This is a genomic window from Agrobacterium sp. RC10-4-1 (assembly GCF_014138475.1).
Lineage (GTDB): Bacteria > Pseudomonadota > Alphaproteobacteria > Rhizobiales > Rhizobiaceae > Agrobacterium > Agrobacterium pusense.
This window is the reverse complement of record NZ_JACJIT010000002.1, coordinates 489,502-510,406: the sequence shown is the minus strand read 5'-3', so window position 1 is coordinate 510,406 and position 20,905 is coordinate 489,502. Positions and strand designations below refer to the sequence as shown.

The 20,905-nt window shown below is 60.1% G+C and carries 17 protein-coding genes and 1 other RNA gene; 6 read left to right on the top strand and 12 right to left on the bottom strand.

All coding sequences use genetic code 11. The features are described from left to right. Window positions 1-2 precede the first annotated feature (2 nt). Window positions 3-899, bottom strand: coding sequence for a tRNA (adenosine(37)-N6)-dimethylallyltransferase MiaA (gene miaA / locus FHW77_RS06750; RefSeq protein ID WP_034498813.1), 897 nt, complete (start codon window positions 897-899; stop codon window positions 3-5). On the opposite strand from miaA, the gene serB reads away from it, so the two are divergent. Continuing rightward, window positions 898-1,788 (top strand): phosphoserine phosphatase SerB, encoded by an 891-nt coding sequence (gene serB, locus FHW77_RS06745; RefSeq protein WP_004442732.1) that lies wholly within the window; start codon window positions 898-900, stop codon window positions 1,786-1,788. The two genes, miaA and serB, sit on opposite strands and share 2 nt — an antisense overlap. Continuing rightward, window positions 1,785-2,348: a GNAT family N-acetyltransferase gene (locus FHW77_RS06740; protein ID WP_004442733.1), complete on the top strand. Its 564-nt coding sequence runs from the start codon at window positions 1,785-1,787 to the stop codon at window positions 2,346-2,348. The genes serB and FHW77_RS06740 overlap by 4 nt, the downstream gene beginning before the upstream one ends. 23 nt (window positions 2,349-2,371) lie before the next feature. On the opposite strand, the gene FHW77_RS06735 is transcribed toward FHW77_RS06740, so the two are convergent. The 7 genes from FHW77_RS06735 to FHW77_RS06705 form a co-directional block, all read right to left on the bottom strand. Further along, window positions 2,372-3,121, bottom strand: a complete 750-nt coding sequence (locus FHW77_RS06735; protein ID WP_004442734.1) for an SDR family oxidoreductase — start codon at window positions 3,119-3,121, stop codon at window positions 2,372-2,374. Window positions 3,122-3,209: 88 nt separating this feature from the next. After that, window positions 3,210-4,754, bottom strand: a complete 1,545-nt coding sequence (locus FHW77_RS06730) for a Do family serine endopeptidase (protein WP_004442735.1) — start codon at window positions 4,752-4,754, stop codon at window positions 3,210-3,212. 194 nt (window positions 4,755-4,948) lie between these two features. Further along, the gene (gene hflC, locus FHW77_RS06725) at window positions 4,949-5,872 is read right to left on the bottom strand and encodes a protease modulator HflC (RefSeq protein ID WP_004442736.1); all 924 of its coding nucleotides are present in this window, start codon (window positions 5,870-5,872) and stop codon (window positions 4,949-4,951) included. A 1-nt stretch (window position 5,873) separates the two neighbouring features. Further along, window positions 5,874-6,992, bottom strand: coding sequence for an FtsH protease activity modulator HflK (gene hflK / locus FHW77_RS06720; RefSeq protein WP_004442737.1), 1,119 nt, complete (start codon window positions 6,990-6,992; stop codon window positions 5,874-5,876). Window positions 6,993-7,135: 143 nt separating this feature from the next. After that, complete coding sequence (locus tag FHW77_RS06715; protein ID WP_004442738.1) at window positions 7,136-7,663, bottom strand: dihydrofolate reductase; 528 nt, start codon at window positions 7,661-7,663, stop codon at window positions 7,136-7,138. Then, window positions 7,660-8,454 (bottom strand): thymidylate synthase, encoded by a 795-nt coding sequence (locus tag FHW77_RS06710; protein ID WP_004442739.1) that lies wholly within the window; start codon window positions 8,452-8,454, stop codon window positions 7,660-7,662. The genes FHW77_RS06715 and FHW77_RS06710 overlap by 4 nt, the downstream gene beginning before the upstream one ends. Window positions 8,455-8,553: 99 nt before the next feature. Beyond that, the gene (locus FHW77_RS06705) at window positions 8,554-8,862 is read right to left on the bottom strand and encodes a DUF2853 family protein (RefSeq protein ID WP_004442740.1); all 309 of its coding nucleotides are present in this window, start codon (window positions 8,860-8,862) and stop codon (window positions 8,554-8,556) included. A gap of 142 nt (window positions 8,863-9,004) precedes the next feature. On the opposite strand from FHW77_RS06705, the gene ssrA reads away from it, so the two are divergent. The 4 genes from ssrA (at window position 9,005) to FHW77_RS06685 (ending at window position 10,677) form a co-directional block, all read left to right on the top strand. Then, window positions 9,005-9,376: a transfer-messenger RNA gene (ssrA, locus tag FHW77_RS06700) on the top strand. A 230-nt stretch (window positions 9,377-9,606) separates the two neighbouring features. Beyond that, window positions 9,607-10,119 (top strand): SspB family protein, encoded by a 513-nt coding sequence (locus FHW77_RS06695; RefSeq protein ID WP_004442741.1) that lies wholly within the window; start codon window positions 9,607-9,609, stop codon window positions 10,117-10,119. Window positions 10,120-10,157: 38 nt separating this feature from the next. Then, window positions 10,158-10,361: a DUF4169 family protein gene (locus FHW77_RS06690; RefSeq protein WP_004442742.1), complete on the top strand. Its 204-nt coding sequence runs from the start codon at window positions 10,158-10,160 to the stop codon at window positions 10,359-10,361. 106 nt (window positions 10,362-10,467) lie between these two features. Continuing rightward, window positions 10,468-10,677, top strand: coding sequence for a ribbon-helix-helix domain-containing protein (locus tag FHW77_RS06685; RefSeq protein ID WP_034498861.1), 210 nt, complete (start codon window positions 10,468-10,470; stop codon window positions 10,675-10,677). Between the two features lie 374 nt (window positions 10,678-11,051). Here the strand turns inward: FHW77_RS06685 and FHW77_RS06680 are convergent, their stop codons facing one another. From FHW77_RS06680 to FHW77_RS06665, 4 genes are all read right to left on the bottom strand, one after another. Beyond that, complete coding sequence (locus tag FHW77_RS06680) at window positions 11,052-14,750, bottom strand: AsmA family protein (protein ID WP_004442744.1); 3,699 nt, start codon at window positions 14,748-14,750, stop codon at window positions 11,052-11,054. Between the two features lie 91 nt (window positions 14,751-14,841). Next, a complete protein-coding gene (locus FHW77_RS06675) occupies window positions 14,842-16,254 on the bottom strand; it encodes an FAD-binding oxidoreductase (protein ID WP_004442745.1) in 1,413 nt (470 codons plus the stop codon). Window positions 16,255-16,385: 131 nt separating this feature from the next. After that, window positions 16,386-19,535, bottom strand: coding sequence for an efflux RND transporter permease subunit (locus FHW77_RS06670; RefSeq protein WP_004442746.1), 3,150 nt, complete (start codon window positions 19,533-19,535; stop codon window positions 16,386-16,388). Beyond that, the gene (locus FHW77_RS06665; protein ID WP_004442747.1) at window positions 19,532-20,698 is read right to left on the bottom strand and encodes an efflux RND transporter periplasmic adaptor subunit; all 1,167 of its coding nucleotides are present in this window, start codon (window positions 20,696-20,698) and stop codon (window positions 19,532-19,534) included. Before FHW77_RS06665 ends, FHW77_RS06670 begins: the two co-directional genes overlap by 4 nt. Between the last annotated feature and the right edge of the window lie 207 nt (window positions 20,699-20,905).

Below are 20,905 nucleotides of genomic sequence, written 5' to 3'. Positions count from 1 at the left end.
CTTCACGGCTGAATACGCATCCAGTCTTCATCCATCTGGTTCCGGAACCATGTCATCTGCCGTTTGGCGTATTGTCGGGTTGCAGCGGCCGATCTTTCAACTACATCCGCCGTGCTCATGCGCCCGGCCAGCATTTCAGCAATCTGGGCAACGCCAATCGCCTTCATGACGGTGGCATCGGCCGGAAGATCGAGGGCGAGAAGCGCCTGCACCTCCTCCACCGCACCGCTATGCATCATGGCTTCGAAACGCCGGTTGATACGCGCATGCAATACCGGCCTCTCCGGCAGGACCACGAGTTTTTGCGCCCGGTCCGGATCAACGATCATCTGGCCACGGGCAAGCTGAAAATCCCTGATGGACTTCCCGGTCGCTTCAAGCACCTCCAGCGCGCGGACAATACGCTGGCCGTCTCCCGGCTGGAGCATGTCGGCCATGACGGGATCGCGCCGGGCAAGCTCGGCGTAAAGGATGGCTGCGCCTTCTTCGATCAACCGGGCCCGCATCGGCTCACGGATCGTGTCCGGAATGGCAGGCATGTCGGAAAGCCCGCCTGTCAGCGCCTTGAAATAAAGCCCCGTGCCGCCGACGATGACGGGGAAACGCCCCTGCTCGCGCAGATCGGCAAGCACGGCGGAGATATCCCGCAGCCATTCGCCCGTGGAGTAGAGACTGCTCGCCGGCACGTGACCGTAGAGGAGATGCGGCACCCCCTCCATCTCGTCCTCGGACGGTCGGGCGGTCAACACGCGCAGCGTGTCGTAAACCTGCATGCTGTCGGCATTGATGACGACACCGTCCCGCTCCACAGCCAGACGAAGCGCAAGCGCGGACTTGCCGCTAGCCGTCGGGCCGGTTATCAGGATCGCATCAAAATTCTCATCAAGGTTTTTCATCATGGCTCTGGTTGCCACGCTTATCGCCAATCCGTCAAATCCTGTTCTGACACCGGCCCTCGGCGAAGCGGCCGCGAAAGCCGTGAACGCATCGGGCCTCTACTGGCTGGCGGACGGGATTGCCTGCGATATCGCCCTGCCCTCCGGCACCGCAACAGAGCAGGCACACAGGGCTATCGCTAACACCCTCGCCGGCCAGCCGATCGATATCGTGGTCCAGGAGCAGGACCAGCGCCGCAAGAAACTCCTGATCGCAGACATGGATTCGACCATGATCGGTCAGGAATGCATCGATGAGCTGGCAGCTGAAGTCGGGCTGAAGGACAAGGTCTCAGCCATCACCGCACGCGCCATGAACGGCGAAATCGCCTTTGAACCGGCACTGCGGGAGCGCGTCGCGTTGCTGAAAGGACTGCCGGTTGCTGTCATCGATGACGTCATCGAAAAGCGCATCACGCTGACCCCGGGTGGCAAGGAACTCATCGCCACCATGAAGGCGAAAGGCTATTACACGGCCCTCGTGTCAGGCGGTTTCACCGTCTTCACCAGCCGTGTCGCCGCGGTGCTCGGTTTTGACGAGAACCGCGCCAATCTGCTTGGTGAGGCAAATGGCGAGCTTGATGGCACCGTTGCCGAACCCATCCTCGGAAAACAGGCCAAAGTGGATGCGTTGAATGATATTGCCGCCAAACTCGGCATTTCTCCAGATGAGGCGATGGCGGTTGGCGATGGAGCCAATGATCTGGGCATGCTGCATGTGGCGGGCGCCGGCGTGGCCCTGCACGCCAAGCCGGCCGTGGCGGCCGAAGCGCAGATGCGCATCGACCATGGCGACCTGACCGCGCTTCTTTACATTCAGGGTTATCGAAAGACGGACTTTGTCACCCCATGATCATTCGCGAGACGCCAAGACTTATTCTGCGCGAGTGGAAGGAGAGCGACCGAGACCTTTTCCGTGAAATCAATGCCGACGAGAAGGTCATGGAATTTTTCCCCTTCCGCCGCAGCCATCAGGAAGCGGACGCGGTTCTCGAAACCATCAATGGCATGATCCGCGGCAGTGGTTATGGCTTCTATGCGATGGAGCAGCGGGAAACAGGCGAATCCATGGGATTTTGCGGTATTTCGCCCGTCCTTAATCTCGACCCGCCCTTCCCGGTCGGCACCATGGAGATCGGCTGGCGGCTCGCCACCCGTTTCTGGGGACATGGCTATGTCACCGAAGCGGCGCAGTCGCTGCTCGTGATGGCCTTTGACGAAAAGGAGACGCCGGAAATCGTCTCCTTCGCTGTCTGGAACAACCACCGTTCGACCGCCGTGATGGAGCGAATCGGGCTGAAACGTGATCCCTCGCGGGATTTCGACCATCCCCGCGTGCCCGCGGAGACGCATCCCCATCTGCGTCCGCACGTCACCTATGCGCTGACGCTGGAGCAATGGCGGGCGCGTTGACGTCGTGACCCGCCGGTCCGGAATTATTTCACCGCGGCGTTGCCACCATCGGCAAAAAGCGCCGCGCCAGCGACAAAACTCGCCATCGGGCTGGCGAGGAAAAGCGCTGCCTGCGCTATTTCCTCGGGCTGGGCGATGCGTTTCATCGCATGCAGGCTGGCGGCCCAGTCCTTTTGTGCCTGATCCCCTGCCATCGGCGTGTCCACACCCCCGGGCAACAACGCATTGGCGCGAACGCCGCTGGCGGCATAATCGGCGGTAATACCCTTCACCAGCCCCATCAGCGCGGCCTTCGCAGCGCCGTAAGCCGACATGCCCGGTATGCCGACACTGGTGCCGACGAAACTTGAGGTAAAGACGATAGAACCGCCGCCGCGCCTCAGCATCAGCGGAATCTGATAGCGCGCGCCAAGAAAGGCGGAAGTCAGGTTGACGTTAAGCACGTAATCCCATTCGTCAGGCGAAATCTCCGCCAGCGGTTTGGCGGCACCCACGCCGCCCGCATTGTTGACGGCGATATCGAGACCACCAAAAACGTCGGTGGCCGCCTCGGCCAAACGGGAATGGGTTTCCGCAACGCCAGCGTCGCCGGCAACCGTGTGCACAGGTCCGCCCGCCTCACGAATCTCGGCGGCAACCTCGTCCAGCGCCTTTTCGCCGCGCGCATTAATGACGACGGCGGCGCCATGAGCGGCAAACAGGCGCGCCGTCGCACGGCCGATGCCGGATGACGCGCCGATGATGATGGCGACTTTGTTTTCAAGTAATTTCATAGCCTTGGTCTCCGTTCGGTGGAGGCCAAGGGTTAAAGAGCCAGCAGCATCGGAACCACCCGATTCCTGCCCGACCGTGCGGAAAGCGTTATTCCAGCGGCAGCGCCACCACGCGCAGATTGCCCTGCGCATCGGCCACCATCATGTGGGCGTTCTTGCGGCCTTCCGATTTCAGACCATTCACCCGCACCAGCACGTCGCCGGGAACCTCCATGAAGTCCTGTCCGACTTCCACAATCACATCGCCTGCCTTCATGCCCTTCTGTTCTGCGGACGAACCCGGATCGACACTTGCGACCAGCACGCCTTCAACGCTCTCGGCAATGCCCTTTTCCGTCCGCAACTCATTGCTGAGCACAACGAGATTCATGCCAAGCACGCTCTGCGGCGCTTCACGCACCTCCGGAGTCTGATCCTGGGCCTGATCGTCGCCGCCATCATTGTCTTCCGGCGCGATCACACCGCTGTCGCCGTCGTCAGTCTGCTGGTCGTCAGTCGAAGCTTTCTCATCCTTGGTATCCTGCAGCTGGCCCAGCTTGACCTTGACGGTCTCTTCCTTTCCGTCGCGCAGGATGACGACATCGACTTCCTTGCCAACCGGGCTTTCCGCCACGATCCGCAGAAGGTCGCGCATCTCGTGAATATCCTTGCCATCGAATTTCAGCACGACGTCGCCAGCCTGGATCGGACCGTTTTCCACCGGGCCGCCCTTGGCGACCCCGGAAATCAGCGCGCCCTTGGCGCTGTCCATGCCGAGGCTCGCGGCCACATCGTCCGTGACCGGCTGGACGCGAACACCCAGCCAGCCGCGGCGGGTCTCTCCGAATTCGATCAGTTGCTGAACGATGTTCTGTGCAAGCTCCGTCGGCACGGCGAAACCGATACCGATCGAACCACCGCTCGGCGAAATGATCGCCGTATTGATGCCAATCACCTCGCCCTTCATGTTGAAGAGCGGGCCACCGGAGTTACCCTTGTTGATGGCCGCATCCGTCTGGATGAAATTGTCATAAGGGCCGGCATTGATATTGCGGCCGCGCGCTGAAATGACGCCCACGGTCAACGATCCGCCAAGCCCGAAGGGGTTACCGACCGCCATTACCCAGTCGCCAATGCGCATGCTGCGCGAATCGCCAAATTTGACCGCCTTCAGCGGCGTTTTTGGCTCCACCTTCAGAACGGAAAGATCGGTCTTGGTATCGGTGCCGACAAGCGTCGCCTTGAGCTTCGAGCCATTCGGAAAAATCACCTCGATGGCATCGGCACCCTCGATGACGTGGTTGTTGGTGACGACATAACCGGCGGGATCGATCACAAAACCGGACCCGAGGGAATTGACCTTCTCACCGCCTTCCGGCTTCTGGCTGTCGAAATAATCCTTGAAGAACTCCTGGAAGGGCGAACCTTCCGGCAGACGTGGCGGAACCGGCCCCTTGCCATCTGTCTTGACGTTCTGCGACGTGGAAATATTCACCACCGCATCCAGCAGCGGCTCGGCAAGATCGGCAACAGATTCCGGCCCGTGGCTTTGCGCGCCCGCCGGAAGCGGCACCGCAAGGCTGCCCGCAACAAGCGCTATTACCGCGACTGCGGAAATGCTGCTGCGAAAAGGCGAAAGAAGGGTCACGGCCATATGCGTCCTCGCGTTTCAAATCGTCTTGCCCTGCATATATCGTCAAAGCATAAGGCGGAATGATGAAGTGTAAAAATACCTTTTCGTGAACAGGCGGGGGGACGCCTTGCCCTTAGCCACAGCATTGGCACGAAACCCCACCAAAAAGAAAGGGCCGGTAAAAACCGGCCCCTCCAAATTCATTTTATCCGCTATCAGTTCGCCGGCGCAGGTGCGGGCGCGGCCGGAGAGGCAGGGGCCGCACCGTCGATATTGTTGAAATAACGGAAGAAGGTCGAGTCCGGCGACAGAACCAGCGTCGTGCCATTGCCGTTCAGTGCGTTGGCATAGGCCGACATGGAACGATAGAACTCGAAGAAGTTCGGATCGCGCTGGAAAGCCTCGCCGAACACCTTGTTACGCTCCGCATCGCCTTCACCGCGCAGAACTTCGGACTGGCGGCGAGCGTCGGATTCCAGTTCCACAACCTGACGGTCGGCGATAGCGCGGCGGCGCTGCGCTTCTTCGTTACCACGGGCGCGGATCAGTTCGGCTTCCGCCAGACGCTCCGACTTCATGCGTTCGAAGGTCTGCTGGGAGACTTCCTGCGTCAGGTCGGTACGGCGGATGCGGACATCGACGATGCTGATGCCGAGCGATTCCGCATCGGGACGCAGATCGTCACGCACTTCCTGCATCATCGACGCACGTGCATCCGACAGCGCCGATTCAAATCCGCGCAGACCGTAAACCCGGCGCAGCGATGCGTCGAGACGGGTGCGCAGGCGCGATTCAGCCGACATCTGGTCACCGGAGACCGTCTGCCGGAAGCGGCGCGCATCCGTAATACGGTACACCACGAAGGCGTCGACCTCGTAGAACTTGCCGCCGGAAACCTGAACACGGATATTATCGTGGTCGAAACGCAAGGCGCGGTTCTCGATATATTGCACGCGGTCAGCATCCATGAAGGCGAAGGGCAGCTTGAAATAGAGGCCCGGCGCTGTTTTCACGTCCTGGATTTCACCGAAGCGGACGACGATGGCCTGCTGGCGCTCGTTGACCACGAAGATCGACGAATAACCGAGAAAAAGCAGGACGGCGAGACCGACGAGAACGGCTGTAAGACGGTTACCCATATCAGTTGCCTCCCTGCGGTGCTGCGCCCGGATTGTTGCGCATGATCTCGTTCAGAGGCAGATAAGGCACCACGCCCTGTTTTTCATCGATGATGATCTTGTTGGATCCCTTCAGGACCTGTTCCATCGTTTCCAGGAACATGCGCTGACGGGTCACGTCAGGCGCGGTGCGATACTGGTCATAGATGGAGACAAAGCGCTGCGCCTCACCCTGCGCCTCGTTGACGACGCGCGACTTGTAGGCGTTCGCCTCTTCGAGGATCTGCGCGGCCTGACCGCGAGCAGCGCCGAGCTTCTGGTTGGCGTATTGATTGGCTTCCTGAACGAAGCGGTCTTCGTCCTGCTCGGCACGCTGCACTTCATCAAACGCGTCGGCCACTTCACGCGGCGGCGCCGCATCTTCGATGGCCACGGCATTGATGGAAATGCCGGCGCCATAACCGTCCATGGTGGACTGGATGATGGTACGCACATCCGCCGCAATCGCCTGACGGTTATCGCGGAAGATATCCTGCGCCGGACGACGGCCGACGACTTCGCGCATGGCGCTTTCGGAAACCTGCTGCAGCGTCTCGGCCGGGCTGTCGACGTTGAAGAGATAGGATTTCGGATCGGAAACCGTATAGAGCACCGAGAACTGAACATTCACGATGTTCTGGTCGCCGGTGAGCATCACGCCGCTCGACGAGGACGACGAGGCCCGCGAACCGATATTCTGCTGCTGCTCGGTGACCTTGACGATTTCAACCGTCTCGATCGGCCACAGATGGAAATGCAGACCGGGCATCGAGATTTCGTCCTTCGGACGGCCGAAACGCAGCTCCACGCCGCGCTCGTCCGGCTGGACGGTGTAGATGGACTGGATGCCGAGGAAAACCAGCACGACGAGAACCACGATGGCAACTGCGCCGCCATTGAAACCGCCGGGCAGCACATTTTTGAAACGGTCCTGGCTGCGCCGGATGATCTCTTCCAGATCGGGCGGACCGCCATTGCCGCCGCCACCGCCGCGAGGCCGGTTGGGCCCCTGCCCCCACGGGCCGCCACCGCCGCCCTGGTTGTTTCCTCCACCGCCGCCGCCCCATGGGCCGCCGCCGCCATTCTGATTGCTCCAGGGCATCAATACCTCTTTGTAAAAGCCTCTCCCGGTTCCGTTCGAAAGCGATTGCTCGCGTGCGGCGGGAATATCGACCCGTTATAGGAAGGAGAAGCGTTCGTTTCAACGCAGAGGTGGTAACTAAATACCCAATCTGGGTAAATAGTTCACTTTGCCGCGGCTCTCCGCATATACGTGGTAAACAGAACGGGATAATTGTCCTTTTCCCCAGCGGGAGCCGGGATTTCCTCGGTTTTCTCAAAAACGACGGGATCGATCTCCGGGAAAAAAGTGTCGCCATCGAGCTTTACCGCGACGTGGGTGACGGAAAGTTGATCGGCGAAGGGCATGGCCTGACGGTAGATCTCTCCACCACCGGCTACGAAGACCTCATCCACGCGGAGTTCCGCAGCCTTGCTTTTGGCGAGCTTCAAGGCCTCCTCCAGTGAGGAGACGACATCGACACCCTGCGGCCGGTAATCGGCATTACGACTGACGATGATATGCGGGCGGCCGGGCAACGGACGCTCGCCGACGGATAAAAACGTCTTGCGGCCCATGATGAGCGGCTTGCCCATCGTCATCGCCTTGAAGCGCTTGAGGTCGGTGGAAAGCTTCCACGGCATGTCGAGGTCACGACCGATGACGCCGTTCTCGGACACTGCGACGATGATGATGATACGCGGCTCGGTCATACCGCGATCGGTGCCTTGATGCTTGAATCGGCCTCGTAGTTTTCCAGCGTAAAGTCTTCGAACTTAAAGCCGAAAAGGTCCTTAACATCAGGATTGAGGCGCATCGTCGGCAAGGCCTTCGGCGTGCGAGTCATCTGCAGCCGCGCCTGTTCGAAATGGTTGGCATAGATATGCGCATCACCGAGCGTGTGGACGAAATCGCCCGGTTTCAGACCAACCACCTGCGCGACCATCAGCGTCAAAAGAGCATAGGACGCGATGTTGAACGGCACGCCGAGGAAAATATCGGCGGAACGCTGGTAAAGCTGGCAGGAGAGCTTTCCGTCAGCAACATAGAACTGGAACAGGCAGTGGCAGGGCGGCAGCGCCATCTCGTCCACCAGCGCCGGGTTCCAGGCGGAGACAATATGACGGCGCGAGTTCGGGTTGGTTTTCAGGCCCTCGATCAGAAGCGCGATCTGGTCGATGTGGCGTCCGTCCGGCGCGGGCCAGGACCGCCACTGTGCGCCATAGACCGGGCCTAGATCGCCGTTCTCATCGGCCCATTCATCCCAGATGGAAACGCCGTTTTCCTTGAGATAGGCGATATTGGTATCGCCGTTCAGGAACCACAGGAGTTCATGGATAATGGACCGCAGATGCAGCTTCTTGGTGGTGAGGACGGGAAACCCCTCTGCAAGGTCGAAACGCATCTGGTAACCGAACACCGAGCGCGTGCCGGTGCCGGTGCGGTCTCCGCGGTCGGAGCCGGTTTCCATCACATGCCGGAGAAGATCGAGATATTGTTTCATGCGTTCTGCCGCCGATTCCCTGATATCAGGCAGATATAATAGCACAGGGCGGCAGAACCAATCACCGGGGAAACGCTTATCCCCGTTTTTCCGGGAAAATCAGAGCGACTGAAGCTTTCCGAGTTCCTTGGCGACCAGGTAATAAAAGGTCACGCGCGATTTTGAGCGGTCGGCGGCCATGGCTTTCGCAACGGCATCGATTGCCTTGTCGGCGCTGTCATCGGTGACACCAAGCTTCTTGCCGCACCAGCTCGCCTTCACACGTGCAAGCTCTTCCGGATCGGACGCGGACACCAGCGAGGAATCCCGGTTGCGCAGGGCAATGCCGAGATGTTTGACGATCTTGCCGACAACGGCTTCGTCGGCTGCTGCATCGTATTTCTTCACATCTGCGAGATAGTCAGTCATGTCCACTCCTTCGTGTGTCCCCGGCCCGGTGTTGCTTCTAATGACCGGTTGCAGGGAGAATGAGACAGCAATCCCTCGTCGTCAAGAATTGTCTAAATTGCCGGCGTCAAACACGAAACCTTTTCATCGAATTGTCATCGCCCCCCTTTTCTCAGCCGGTCGAAACGCCTATATGAGCCTTGCCGGGGCAACCCGGCTATGGCGATAAACGGTCGGTGTAATAAACCTATTGGACCCGGGGGCGGTACCCGGCGCCTCCACCGAAAACCGGCGGCTTTAAGATGAAAGGCCGGCTTTTGATGGGGGCGAAATAGGATCGACAAGGGTGTAAAGATCGAACTTTTGCTCGGCATGATACCGCCGTTATCGGGTCACAAGTGTAGTTGCAAACGACAACAACGCTAAGGAATACGCTCTCGCTGCCTAATGGCGGTGCGGGAATTCCGCTCTAAAGCCCTCACGGTTAGCCCCGTGAGGCGGGGTTCGGAGGTACCTGGCAACAGAAACCTCCACCTTCTCCATTTTGCCTGAATTGGTTATATGATAGCTGACTTGCGGACAGCATCGGCTTTTCCATTGCTGCCGTTCGGGACATTGCGTATACTTGAGCAAAGCGTAACCATCCGGATCGGAATTGATCCCGGCTCAAGGATTACGCAGAGATTCAAAGTGTTACAGCGTCCTTGGTACCCAAGGCGCGCCGCGCATGAAAAAGACGTTCGAATAAGGGAAAGACAGGACCGCATGGGGCAGGATCATATCCGTTACGACATTCTCGCACAGGATGCCCTTCGCGGCGTTATTCGTAAGGTATTGGGCGAAGTGGCCGCCACCGGCCGCCTGCCCGGCGACCACCATTTCTTCATTACCTTCTTGACCGGTGCACCCGGTGTGCGGATTTCGCAGCACCTCAAGGCGAAATATGCCGAGCAGATGACCATTGTCATCCAGCATCAATTCTGGGACCTGAAGGTCACCGAAACCGGCTTCGAAATCGGTCTCTCCTTCTCCGATACACCGGAAAAGCTCGTCATTCCCTATAATGCCATCCGCGGTTTCTACGATCCTTCCGTGAATTTCGAACTTGAGTTCGATGTCCCCCTGGCGGACGAGGAAGAAGCGGAAGACGCGGAAATCACCGCATATCCGGTGTCGCACGAGGCGAAGCCGGCTTCCGCTTCCGAAACGCCCAAGGCCGGCGAGGAAAAGAAGGAAGGCTCCGTCGTCTCGCTGGATGCTTTCCGCAAGAAGCAATAACGCCTGCCTGAGCGCGAAACCCGAGGAGACGTATCCGCATGGCCGCCGATATCGTCAATCTGCGCCAGTTCCGGAAGCAGAAAGCCCGCAGCGAAAAAGAAAAACAGGCGGAGCAGAACCGCCTGTCCTTCGGACGCACCAAAGCGGAAAAGAACCTCACATCAGCCCTGAATGAAAAAGCCGAAAAGGCACTTGACCAGGGCCGGCTCGAAAACGACGCTCACGGGCCCCGGAAGGACTGAAACCGGCCTGCCGAGGGACAGACAGGGCCAGCAAATCGGAAAAGAATCGTAAAACAGGGGCTTGCCGGCAAAACATGATTCAGATTTCCAGCCAAAGACCGATCTGATGATCCGCAAGCATTCTGCGACGTTGCACGGCCACCGGACCAGTATTTCGCTTGAGGACGCCTTTTGGGACGAGCTGAAAATCATCGCGGAAAGACGCAAGATCAGCTTCGCAGCCCTGCTGGCCGAAATCGATGACAACCGCCCCTCCGACAGCAATCTGTCTTCGTCGCTACGCGTTTATGTGCTGAACTGGCTCAAGACGCGGTAAATTCGCGACGGAGTCACCCGGCGACGCCAGCCCGCAATTTATGTTCGCCGACTACAAAACATTCCCGCCGAAAACTGGTAACGCTGCGAAAGTATTCATTAAACATTGGCGGACTAATCTGCGCTGCAAGGCATTCCCGTATTGCGTAGCCTTGTTTCCAGCCTTTGTCCGAAACCTCGCTGTCCAGACATCCCCCGATGGGGATACCCAGGGTTTCTCCGGGAACAGCCAAGCTTTCTCCCCTTCATTCACTGTCTCTTCAACCGTTTCGGACCTGAAAGTCCGGATTGCGGGGTAGCGACCGGAGGCGGTCCAGACCGCGGACATGGAACCGAAGCAGAAATGAAAAGCGACGCCGAGCCCTTTTCGGAAAATTACGGATTGGCGGGAGCATTTTCCGGGGCGAGTTCCCGGATTGCATTTTCCGTCGGTGGCACCACCAGAACCGGCGCTGACTGCGGCTGCGGCACGGGCTGCTGCTGTTGCTGCTGCAAACGTTCCTGCTGTTCTTTTTCCTGCCGCAGACGTTCTTCGGCAGCAGCCTTCAGCCGCGCTTCTTCCTCTGCCTTCGCCTTGGCTTCCGCCTCCGCCCGTTCCTTTTCCGCCTGCCGCTCAGCCGCCTGGAAACGATAAAGCGCCACTTCGCGGCGCAGGCGTTGCTTTTCAAGAACGCTTGCCTGCATTGCCTCCACCCTGCGCCGCTCCTTTTCGAAGGCCCGCAGGGACAGGTAGTTGGTGAGCGCCGAAACGTCGGTCGTCAGGGCTGGCGCAGCAAGCGGACCGTTGTAATTCAGGCGCAAAGACGGTTCGGCGCCGGCAACCGTTTCGGTGCCGGGATTGAACAGGAGATCGAAGTCGCCATTCACCGTGAAAGCAGCAAGATCAACCGTCGCATCGGCTGTCAGCGTCAATGGATCGATCGCCGCCCGCAAATTCTGGAAATGCAGCGCACCACCATTCACCGAGAACGGCAGGGATACATCGCCGAGCCCGATCTCGTCCTGCCACAGGCTCTGGTCCACCAGCGGCCGAACTTTCGGAGCATCGATCGGCTGCTGCAACCCATCCGCCGCCTGCAGGATTGGCGGCAGGGCACCGGGATTGAGCCCCTTCAGCACCAGCCCGCTGGCCCGGATTTCACCCGAGCCACCCGCTGATTTCAGCATTTCACCAACGCTTTTGCCGGTCGATTCTGCCGTGAGATCAATGGCCACGCGGCCGGTCGCAACCGGACCGTTCGCATTCGCCCAAAGGATCGGCTCCGGATTGGCGTCGGTTACCGCGATCTTGGTGCGGAAAATGCCCGCCCCCTCGCCCGTGGACATCGCAAACCGTCCCGCAATCTTGCCGCCCATGAAGCCGCCAGTGATGTCGTCGAGTGCGAGACTGCCCGAATCATGCGTTACCTTGGCCGTCAAACCCGTGACCGTGCCGAAAGGTCCAGCCTCGAAGCTTTCCGCCTTGAGCGACAGAGACGCCTTGAGCTGCGCAAAGGCCGGCATGGCCAGCGGCTTGGCATTGAGGCCCCCGGTTTCCGGATCGATCACCGGACCATAGATTGCGTCGCCAAGCCACGCGAGATCGGCGGTCCGGACTGAGAGATCGCCGCTGACGGAATGGGGCGCGGCGCGTTCGAACGTCAGGTTGCCGGAGAAGGGATTACCGCCTGCCTGTCCGCCGACAGAAGAAAGCGCAATTTTTTGTCCATCCACCGCAACTTTCGCATTGGCCTTCACCGCCATGCCCCCACCGAGCTGCGGCAGCCCAACGGCATTCATGATGAGATAGGGCTCGATATCAGCGCTTTCGAGAACGACATCGGCGCTGCCTTCACCGAAATTGGCAGCTGAAACGGCAAAGGAGCCGTTCGCCGAAAAATGTGTGCGTTCCGTCGAGAAGCGGATATCGGTCTGTGCCGGCGCGCCGAGCGTGCCATTGAGCTTGACGGACAGGAGGCCCTCGCCGTCAGCGTCGAAGGGCAACGGGTCAAGCCCGGCCTGCCCGAACAGGATGGCCGTCGACTGGTTTTTCAAGACAGCTTCCAGTGACATGGCCGTGTCATCGGTGATCGACAGGAAATCCGGCATCTTGGCAACGGCGGACAGCCGGCTGCCGTTAACGGTACCGGAGACGGCAACATTGGCGCCGCCGTTTTCGCTGTTGACCGAGACATCCATTGCAAGGTCGGAATTGGCGTACCATGGCGCGCTGGCCGCCAGGCGGCTGAGGAAGGGATGAGCAGGCAGTTTCTGCTGCAGCATCGTAAAGAAGGGCTGCATATCCGCCGCGTGCAGGTTCACCGTGCCCTTGCCCGCATATTTCAGCAACGAGCCCTGCAATTCGCCTCTTGCCCTGACCTCTGCACCGGCGATATCGCCGGCCGTCATATTTTCCAGCGAAAGAACCCCGCCCGCCATCGTGAAGGCGGTCTCGACCTGATTGGCGGTCACCCCGGCTATGTTGAACCGGTCGGCCTTGAACTTCGCAGTAATGCGGTGGTCGAGAACCGAGCTTCCGACCTGATCGCCGAGCGCCAGACTGCCGAGTGCCTTCAGCGCGTCCAGGTCGATTTCGTTGCCCGCAAGATCGATCGAAAGATTGGAGGTCTTGCCGTCGGAGCGCCGTTCCAGCTCGCCTTTCAGCGACGCGTCGCCGATGGCGAGCTCCAGATTGTCGAAGCGCTGGTTCAGCGTCGTCAACGAGACATCGGCAGAAAAGCCGGCGGCATTGAGTTGCCGGATGGCCGGATCGACGGAGCCTGAAAGCCAGTTCGCCAGCCCCGAGGGCTGGTTGGACGCAACGAGCATATTGCCGTTGAAGGCCGGACCACCAAGCAGGGTCAACGATCCCTTGGCCTCCAGCTGGGTTCTTCCTGGCAACGTCGCCACCGCATTCACCACCTGCCAGCCGCTGCCCTGCGGCCGAACATCCAGCCGGATGTCACGAATGGTCGTGTCGTCGGAAACCAGGGCGGGAAGGCTGATGCTCGCCTTGCCCGGCACCGGCGGTACGGGAATGCGCGCCACCATGGCGGCAAAGGCCTCGATGCGCTGGCGCACGGAAACGGTGGGCTGGCGCGAGGTCTTGCCCGTCTGCACGACAGGCGGCGCAAAACGTGCGACATCGATCTGCTGGCCATCGGCCGTCAGCAGGAATTCGGGCTTGGCGCCGGTATCGAGCGTCGCCTCTCCGGTCACGACATAGGGATTTTCGTTACCGCCGAGTTCCATGCGGTAGCTCGGTATACGCACGCTCTCATTGGTCAGTTCAAAACTGCCGCGGGTGCGCGGCGAGGAGAAGAGCGATTGCCCGGCCTGTTTCTGCTTTTCGTCTTCCCTGAAGCTGAAAGAAAAGGAACCGCTATAGGCGGGCTTTCCCGCCGCTGCGGCGATGACGCCATCCAGATCGACCTCGACGGGATGCTCATCCGGCACGACACGAACGCGAAGGCCCATGCGGCCATTGGCATAATCAGGTTCGCTGCTTGAGAGGGAGAAAGAGCCGGGATGCCCGTCGACGGCAGCTCGCCCGTCCGCTTTCCATGGTCCGGCCAGCGAATTGGCGGACATATCGGCGGTAAGACCGGTGATCAGGCGGTTGCGGCCCGATTGCTCGTCGATGAACTCGATCTGGCCGCCCTCAATCTGGACGCTTTCCAGAACCACGGTTCGGGCGGGAATTTCCGCGCGGCTGCCGCGCATCCAGTCCAGCGTGCCGTCTTTCAGCAGCCTGATCTTCGCCTTGGGTTCCTCGATGCGCATGTCAAAGATGCGCGCCTCGCCGGAAAGGAAGGGCGCGAGCTCGGCGTCCATGGAAAAACGCGCGACCTGGATGAGCGGCGATCCATCGGCATCCGTCCCGGCCCGGACATCATGCAACGTTACCGAAGGGAACGGCAGGATGCGAGCCTCGACGCGGCCATGCACCACAACCTTCTTGCCGAGAATACGGCTCGCCTGGTCCTCAAAATCACGGCGGAAATCCGTCCAGTCGACGAAATAGGGAATAAGCAGCGCCGAAAACAGCACCACCGCCAGCAGTCCGCCCAGAAAAACCAGAATACGCCCGAGCACTGACCTGCATCTCCCTTCACGAACGCTGCAAACCTATTCTTTTTTGCCTTAACGGCAAGCAGCCTTTTGTACCAATCAAATGTGAGAACGATCAGACAAGACGGAACAACTTGCCCGGATTGAAAATGTTGTCCGGGTCGAGCGACATTTTGATGGCGCGCATCACATCCAATGCATTGCCGGCCTCTTCGGCGAGGAAACTCATCTTGCCCTGTCCTATGCCGTGTTCGCCGGTGCAGGTGCCGTCCATGGCGATGGCGCGGCGGTTGAGACGGGCAACGAAGGCTTCGGTTTTCGCTACGCTTTCCGCATCTTTTCCATCGAACAGAATAAGGACATGAAAGTTCCCGTCGCCGGCATGGCCGACGATCGGTGCGAGAAAGCCGTTTTCCTGGATATCCAGCTGCGTTTCAACCACGCAATCCGCCAGCCTCGAAATCGGCACGCAGACATCGGTGGAAAGCCCGTCGAGATGGGGCGCAAGCGCCCGCGAGGCCCAATAGGCGTCGTGCCGCGCCTTCCAGAGCTTGTTGCGTTCGGCGGCATCGCTTGTCCAGCGGAAGTCGATGCTTCCGCATTCAGCCGCGATTTCTGCGAACTGCTGCGATTGTAGCGCCGCCGTTTCCTCGGTGCCGTGGAACTCCAAGAAAAGCGTCGGCTTCTCCGCATAGTTCAGGCCGGAATAGGCATTGCAGGCCCGGACCTGGACCTCGTCGAGCAATTCGATACGGGCAACCGGAACCCCCATCTGGATCGTCATGATGACGGCATCGCAGGCTGCCTTGATGCTGTCGAATGTGCAGACGCCGCCGGCGATCTTTTCCGGTATGCCCTGCAGCCGTAGCGTCACCGAAGTGATGACGCCGAGCGTCCCCTCGGCCCCCACGAAAAGCCGCGTCAGGTCATAGCCGGCAGACGACTTCCGAGCGCGGCGCGCGGTGCGGATTTCCTCGCCGTTGGCGACGACGGCGGTAACGGCGAGCACATTGTCCTTCATCGTGCCGTAACGCACGGCATTGGTGCCGGAAGCGCGTGTCGAGGCCATGCCGCCGATCGAGGCATTGGCGCCGGGATCGATCGGGAAGAACAGGCCGGTATCGCGCAGATAGACATTGAGGTCCTCGCGCGTCACGCCCGGCTCCACCGTCACATCAAGATCTTCGGCATTCACCTCAATGATGCGATTCATCCGGCTGAAATCGATGCAGATTCCGCCGCTGGGCGCATTCACCTGCCCTTCCAGCGAAGACCCCGTCCCAAACGGAATCACCGGCACCTTATATTGCGAGCAGACCTTCACGACGGCCTTCACATCATCAGCACTCTCGGCAAAAACGACACCGTCAGGCGCCTGGAGTGTCAGATAGGTGGTGGTGTGGCCGTGCTGCTCCCGGAACGCCTGTCCGGTCTGGAGCCTGTCGCCGAGTTGCTGCTTCAAAACGGCGAGCGCAGACGCAATGCCCTCTTCGTTACGCTTTCCCGCCACCACATCTTTCAACGCCATCGTCCGTCTCCACCGCAACATCAGCCCGTAAAGGATTCGATCCGTTACGAAATTCCGTCAGGTGGTATGGGATAAGGTTAACGCTTTGTCCAGCCGCGCAATGGCGCCAGACGGCAAGGCAGCAACCGTTTTTATTCCGCAGCAAGCAGCGGCTTGTCTTCCTCCAGCGCCTTGCGGCGGGCGGCAAGTTCCAGTTCGCGGTGAAGGCGGATTTCCTCATCCGCTTGCGGTTTGGCGAAGCGGGCGATCAGCAGGTAGGAGACCGGTGTGATGTAAAGCGTCACCAGCGTCGCGAAGCCGAGGCCGCCGACGATGACCCAGCCGAGCGCGATGCGCGCCTCGGCGCCGGCTCCCTGCGCCAGAACCAGCGGCACGCCGCCAAGGATGGTCGCGATCATCGTCATCATGACCGGACGCAGACGGATGCTGGTGGCTTTTTCGATAGCTTCCCGCACGGTTGCACCCTGATCGCGCAGATGGTTGGCGAATTCAACAATCAGGATACCGTTCTTCGCCATGACGCCAACGAGCAGCACGAGGCCGATCTGGCTGTAGACATTGAGGCTGGAGCCGGTGACGAGCAGCGCGATGACGGCACAGGCAAGGCCGAGCGGCACCGTTGACATGATGATGATCGAACTCAGCACGCTTTCGAACTGCGCGGCAAGCACGAGGAAGATGATGGCAATCGCGAAACCGAAGGTCAGCAGCATGCCGCTCGAATTCTCCTCCAGTGTTGCAGCCTCGCCCAGCGGCAGCAAGCGTGCACCGGGCGGCAGGACGGATTGCGAGAGCTCGTTCACCTTTTGCAGCGCCTCGCCCAGCGAAACGCCGTCCTTGAGATTGGCGGTAAAGCCGACGGAGGGAAGCTGCTGTTCGCGGTTGAGCTGCGGCGCGACCGCATTTTCCTTGAGCGACGCGATGACCGACATCGGCACGATCTTGCCGTCACCCGTCTTCAGGAAGACATTCTCAAGATCGGTCGGATCATTGATCGGCCGGGTGGAGGACAGGAGCCGCACCGGGATCGCATCGCCATCCACGAAGACGTCGACAATCGAGCGCCCTTCCAGCAGCGACTGCATGGCGCGAGAGAGGCCGGTGATGTCGATGCCGAGATCAGACGCGCGCTCACGGTCGATGGAGACCGAAATCTGCGCCTGATTGGGTTCGTTGTCGAAACGTGGCGTATCAAACAGGCCGCTTTCTTCCATGGAAAGCAGCAATTTCTGCGTCGCCTCTGTCAGCGCCGCATAATTGCTGCCGACCATCGCCATCTGCAATCCGTTGCCGGCGCCGCGAATGCGGAGGCTGTTCGGCTGCATGGCGTTGCCCCGCAACGCCGGAACCTTGTTGGCGGCAGAGGTGACATCGGCAGCGATCTGGTTCTGCGTGCGATCTCGGTCGGCCCAGGGCGCCAGCGTCAGCACCATGAAGCCGGTATTGGACGAGCCATTCATGCCAGTGATGGAGTAGATGTTACGGATTTCCCCGCTGTCGCGAAGCGGCTGCAGGTTTTCTTCGATCCGCTGCAACTGGTCGCGGGTATATTCGAGGCTGACGCCCTGCGGCGCGGTGACCCGCATCATGATAGAGGCGCGGTCCTCGCGCGGCGTCAATTCACTCTGGATCATGCCGAATGCGATCCACGACAGGCCGGAAAAGATGAGCGCAACGACGATGACGATGAGGGGGTTGTTGAGGCAGGCGGACAGCGTCGACTTGTATGTGGAGGCAAAGACATTACCGAACCAGGCGAGCGGCCCAGTCGGCTCCTTCAGCCCCTCCTTCAGCATGCGCGAAGCAAGCATCGGGCACAGCGTCAGTGCCACGATGGAGGACAAACCCACCGCGAAGGCCAGGACAAAACCGAATTCACGGAACAGGCCGCCAAGCTGACCCGGCAGGAAAGAAAGCGGAATGAACACGGCAGCCAGCGTCGCCGTCGTCGCGATGACGGCGAAAAACACCTCCTGCGTGCCGAGAACGGCAGCGGCCCGGGGCCCCATGCCTTCCGCCCGGCGGCGCACGATATTTTCCAGCACCACGATGGCGTCATCGACCACCAGACCAGTCGCCAGAACGATGGCGAGCAGTGTCAGGATATTGACGGAGAAGCCGACCATATAAATGGCGACGATGGTGCCAATCAGCGCCACCGGCATGGTGATCGCCGGAATGAGGGTGGCGCGCCAGTCGCGCAGGAAGAGATAAAGCACCACAACGACGATGATCGCCGAGAGCCCGAGCGCCAGTTCGACCTCGTGCAGCGCGCCTTCGATGAAGACGGCATCGTCACTGGTCACGACGACACGCGTGCCCTCCGGCAGATTGGCCGACATGGCGTCGACGGCGGCTTTCACACCGGTCGAGATACTGAGCGTGTTTGACTGTGCCTGGCGGATGATGCCAAGACCGACGCCCTGAACGCCGTTCGAGCGCAGCGACGTGGATTCGTCGTCCGCCCCCAGCATGACGGTCGCCACATCCCTGAGGCGGATATTGTTCTTGATGAGAAGATTGGAAAAATCCTCGGGCTTTGTCAGGCTCGCGGTGGCGCGCACGACGATATCCTGCGTCGTGCTTTTCAGCGAACCCGCCGGGACATCGAGGGCAGCGCTTGCAAGCGCGTTGGAAACATCGGTCACCGTCAGACCGCGGCTCGCCAATGCTGCCTGATTGAGATCGACGCGAAAGACCTTTTCCTGGTCGCCGTAAAGCTCCACATCGGCCACACCATCGACGGCAGCCAGACGGTCGATGATTTCGTCATCCACCAGCTTTGTCAGGTCTTCCATACCGAGCGTGGACGAGGTGACGGCAAGCCGCATGATCGGCTGGCTGTCGGAATCCGCCTTGATGATCTGCGGTTCGTCAGCATCGTCAGGCAACTGGTTGGTGACGCGGCCAATGGCATCGCGCACATCATTGGCCGCAACGGCCATGTCGACATTGTCGCCGAACTCCATCGTCACGCGGCTGGTGCCGAATTGTGAGTTGGACGCGATGGATTTGATGCCGCTGACACGCGCCACCGCACCTTCGATGGTCTGCGTTACCTCCTGATCGATCGTTTCAGGCGCGGCACCTTCATACGTGGTCCTGACGCTGATCGTCGGCCGGTCGACGTCGGGCAGTTCGCGCACTTCGACGCCGACCAGAGCGGCGAGGCCGGCAACGACCAGCAGCGTGTTAAGGACCGCTGCCAGAATTGGCCGACGCACGAACAATGCGGTAAAGGCGAGCTTGGAATCCTGACCGGAAGGCGGCTGGGTCGTCATTGGCTGGCAACCTCCTCGGGCTTGGGCTGGTTGCCGACCCGCACCGCCCCGCCTTCGCGCACGCGCTGCAGGCCCTCAATCACGACAGGTTCGCCTTCCGCCAGTTCAGCCTTGACGAGAACGGCATCCGGGTTGCGCTGCACGATCTGCACCCGCACCTTGTTGGATTTATTGTCAGCCACACGCCAGACATAGGAGCCTTCCGCATCCCACTGCACGGCCAGCGGATCAACCGAGGCATAAGTTTCCCCGGCGAAGCGCATGGTGACGCCGAATGACATGCCCGCCCTCAACTCATCCTTCTCATTTCCGAACTTTGCCCGGATGCGGATGGTGCGGCTCGCCTCGTCGACACGGTTGTCGACGGCCTCGATCTCCCCCTTGAAAGTCTCACCCGGGCGCGAAATCGACGTGGCCTCCACCGGCATGCCGACCTTGATCGCAGTCGCAAAACGCTCGGGAGCCCAGAAATTGACGAGAATTTCAGACCGGTCGTCAATGCTGACAATGGTGGACTGCGTCGTGACATTGTCACCGATATTGGCGGCGACGATACCGGCCACGCCTTCGATGGGCGCGACGATATCACGCCGCTTGAGATTGAGTTCGGCGGTGCTCAGCGCAAGCTTGGCGGCTTCTTCGGCAATCTGGGCATCCAGCACGTCGAGGCGGGAAACGGATTTCAGGTTCTTGTAGGAATTGGATTTTTCGACGGCGCTGCGCAGCGCCACCTGCGCCTTGTCGCGTTCGATCACCTGCTCCTCGTCATCGAGCCGCGCCAGCACCTGCCCCTTCACGACGCGTGCACCGGACGATGTACGAATTTCAGAAAGCGTGCCGGAAACCTGCGGCATGACGACGACGGACTGGATCGCCTCGCCATTGCCGATGGCGTTCAACCGGTCGTTGACCGTGCCTTTCTTCACAGGGGCGGTCACAACCAGTGTGGCGTTATTGTTGCGGCGTGCGCCACCCGCATTCTGTCCCATCGGCGCGCCGGCCGCCGGTCCGCCGGCTGCGGCGACTTCGACCGAAGCAGCGGGTGCTTTGACCAGCCCGATGCTGGCGAGCATATTGCGGGCGTCGGGCGAATAGACGCCCCAGAGACAGAGACCTGCCCCCACCACGGCCAGACTGACACCCACCTGTTTCCACACCCGCATATAGTTCTCCGGTTGATCATCGCAGCATAAGAAAGCCCCTGAAGCACAGGCTTCGGGACATCAGCAGTATTCCCCGTCGTTTAAAACGAGGCAACGCACAAATACGTTTCTTACGTAATTGTAATTTGTGATGGATTCTCGTCGAGCACACCATAAATGCTATATTATCGCAAATATTGTTCAGCGCGGTAGTCTGTCAGCACGAAA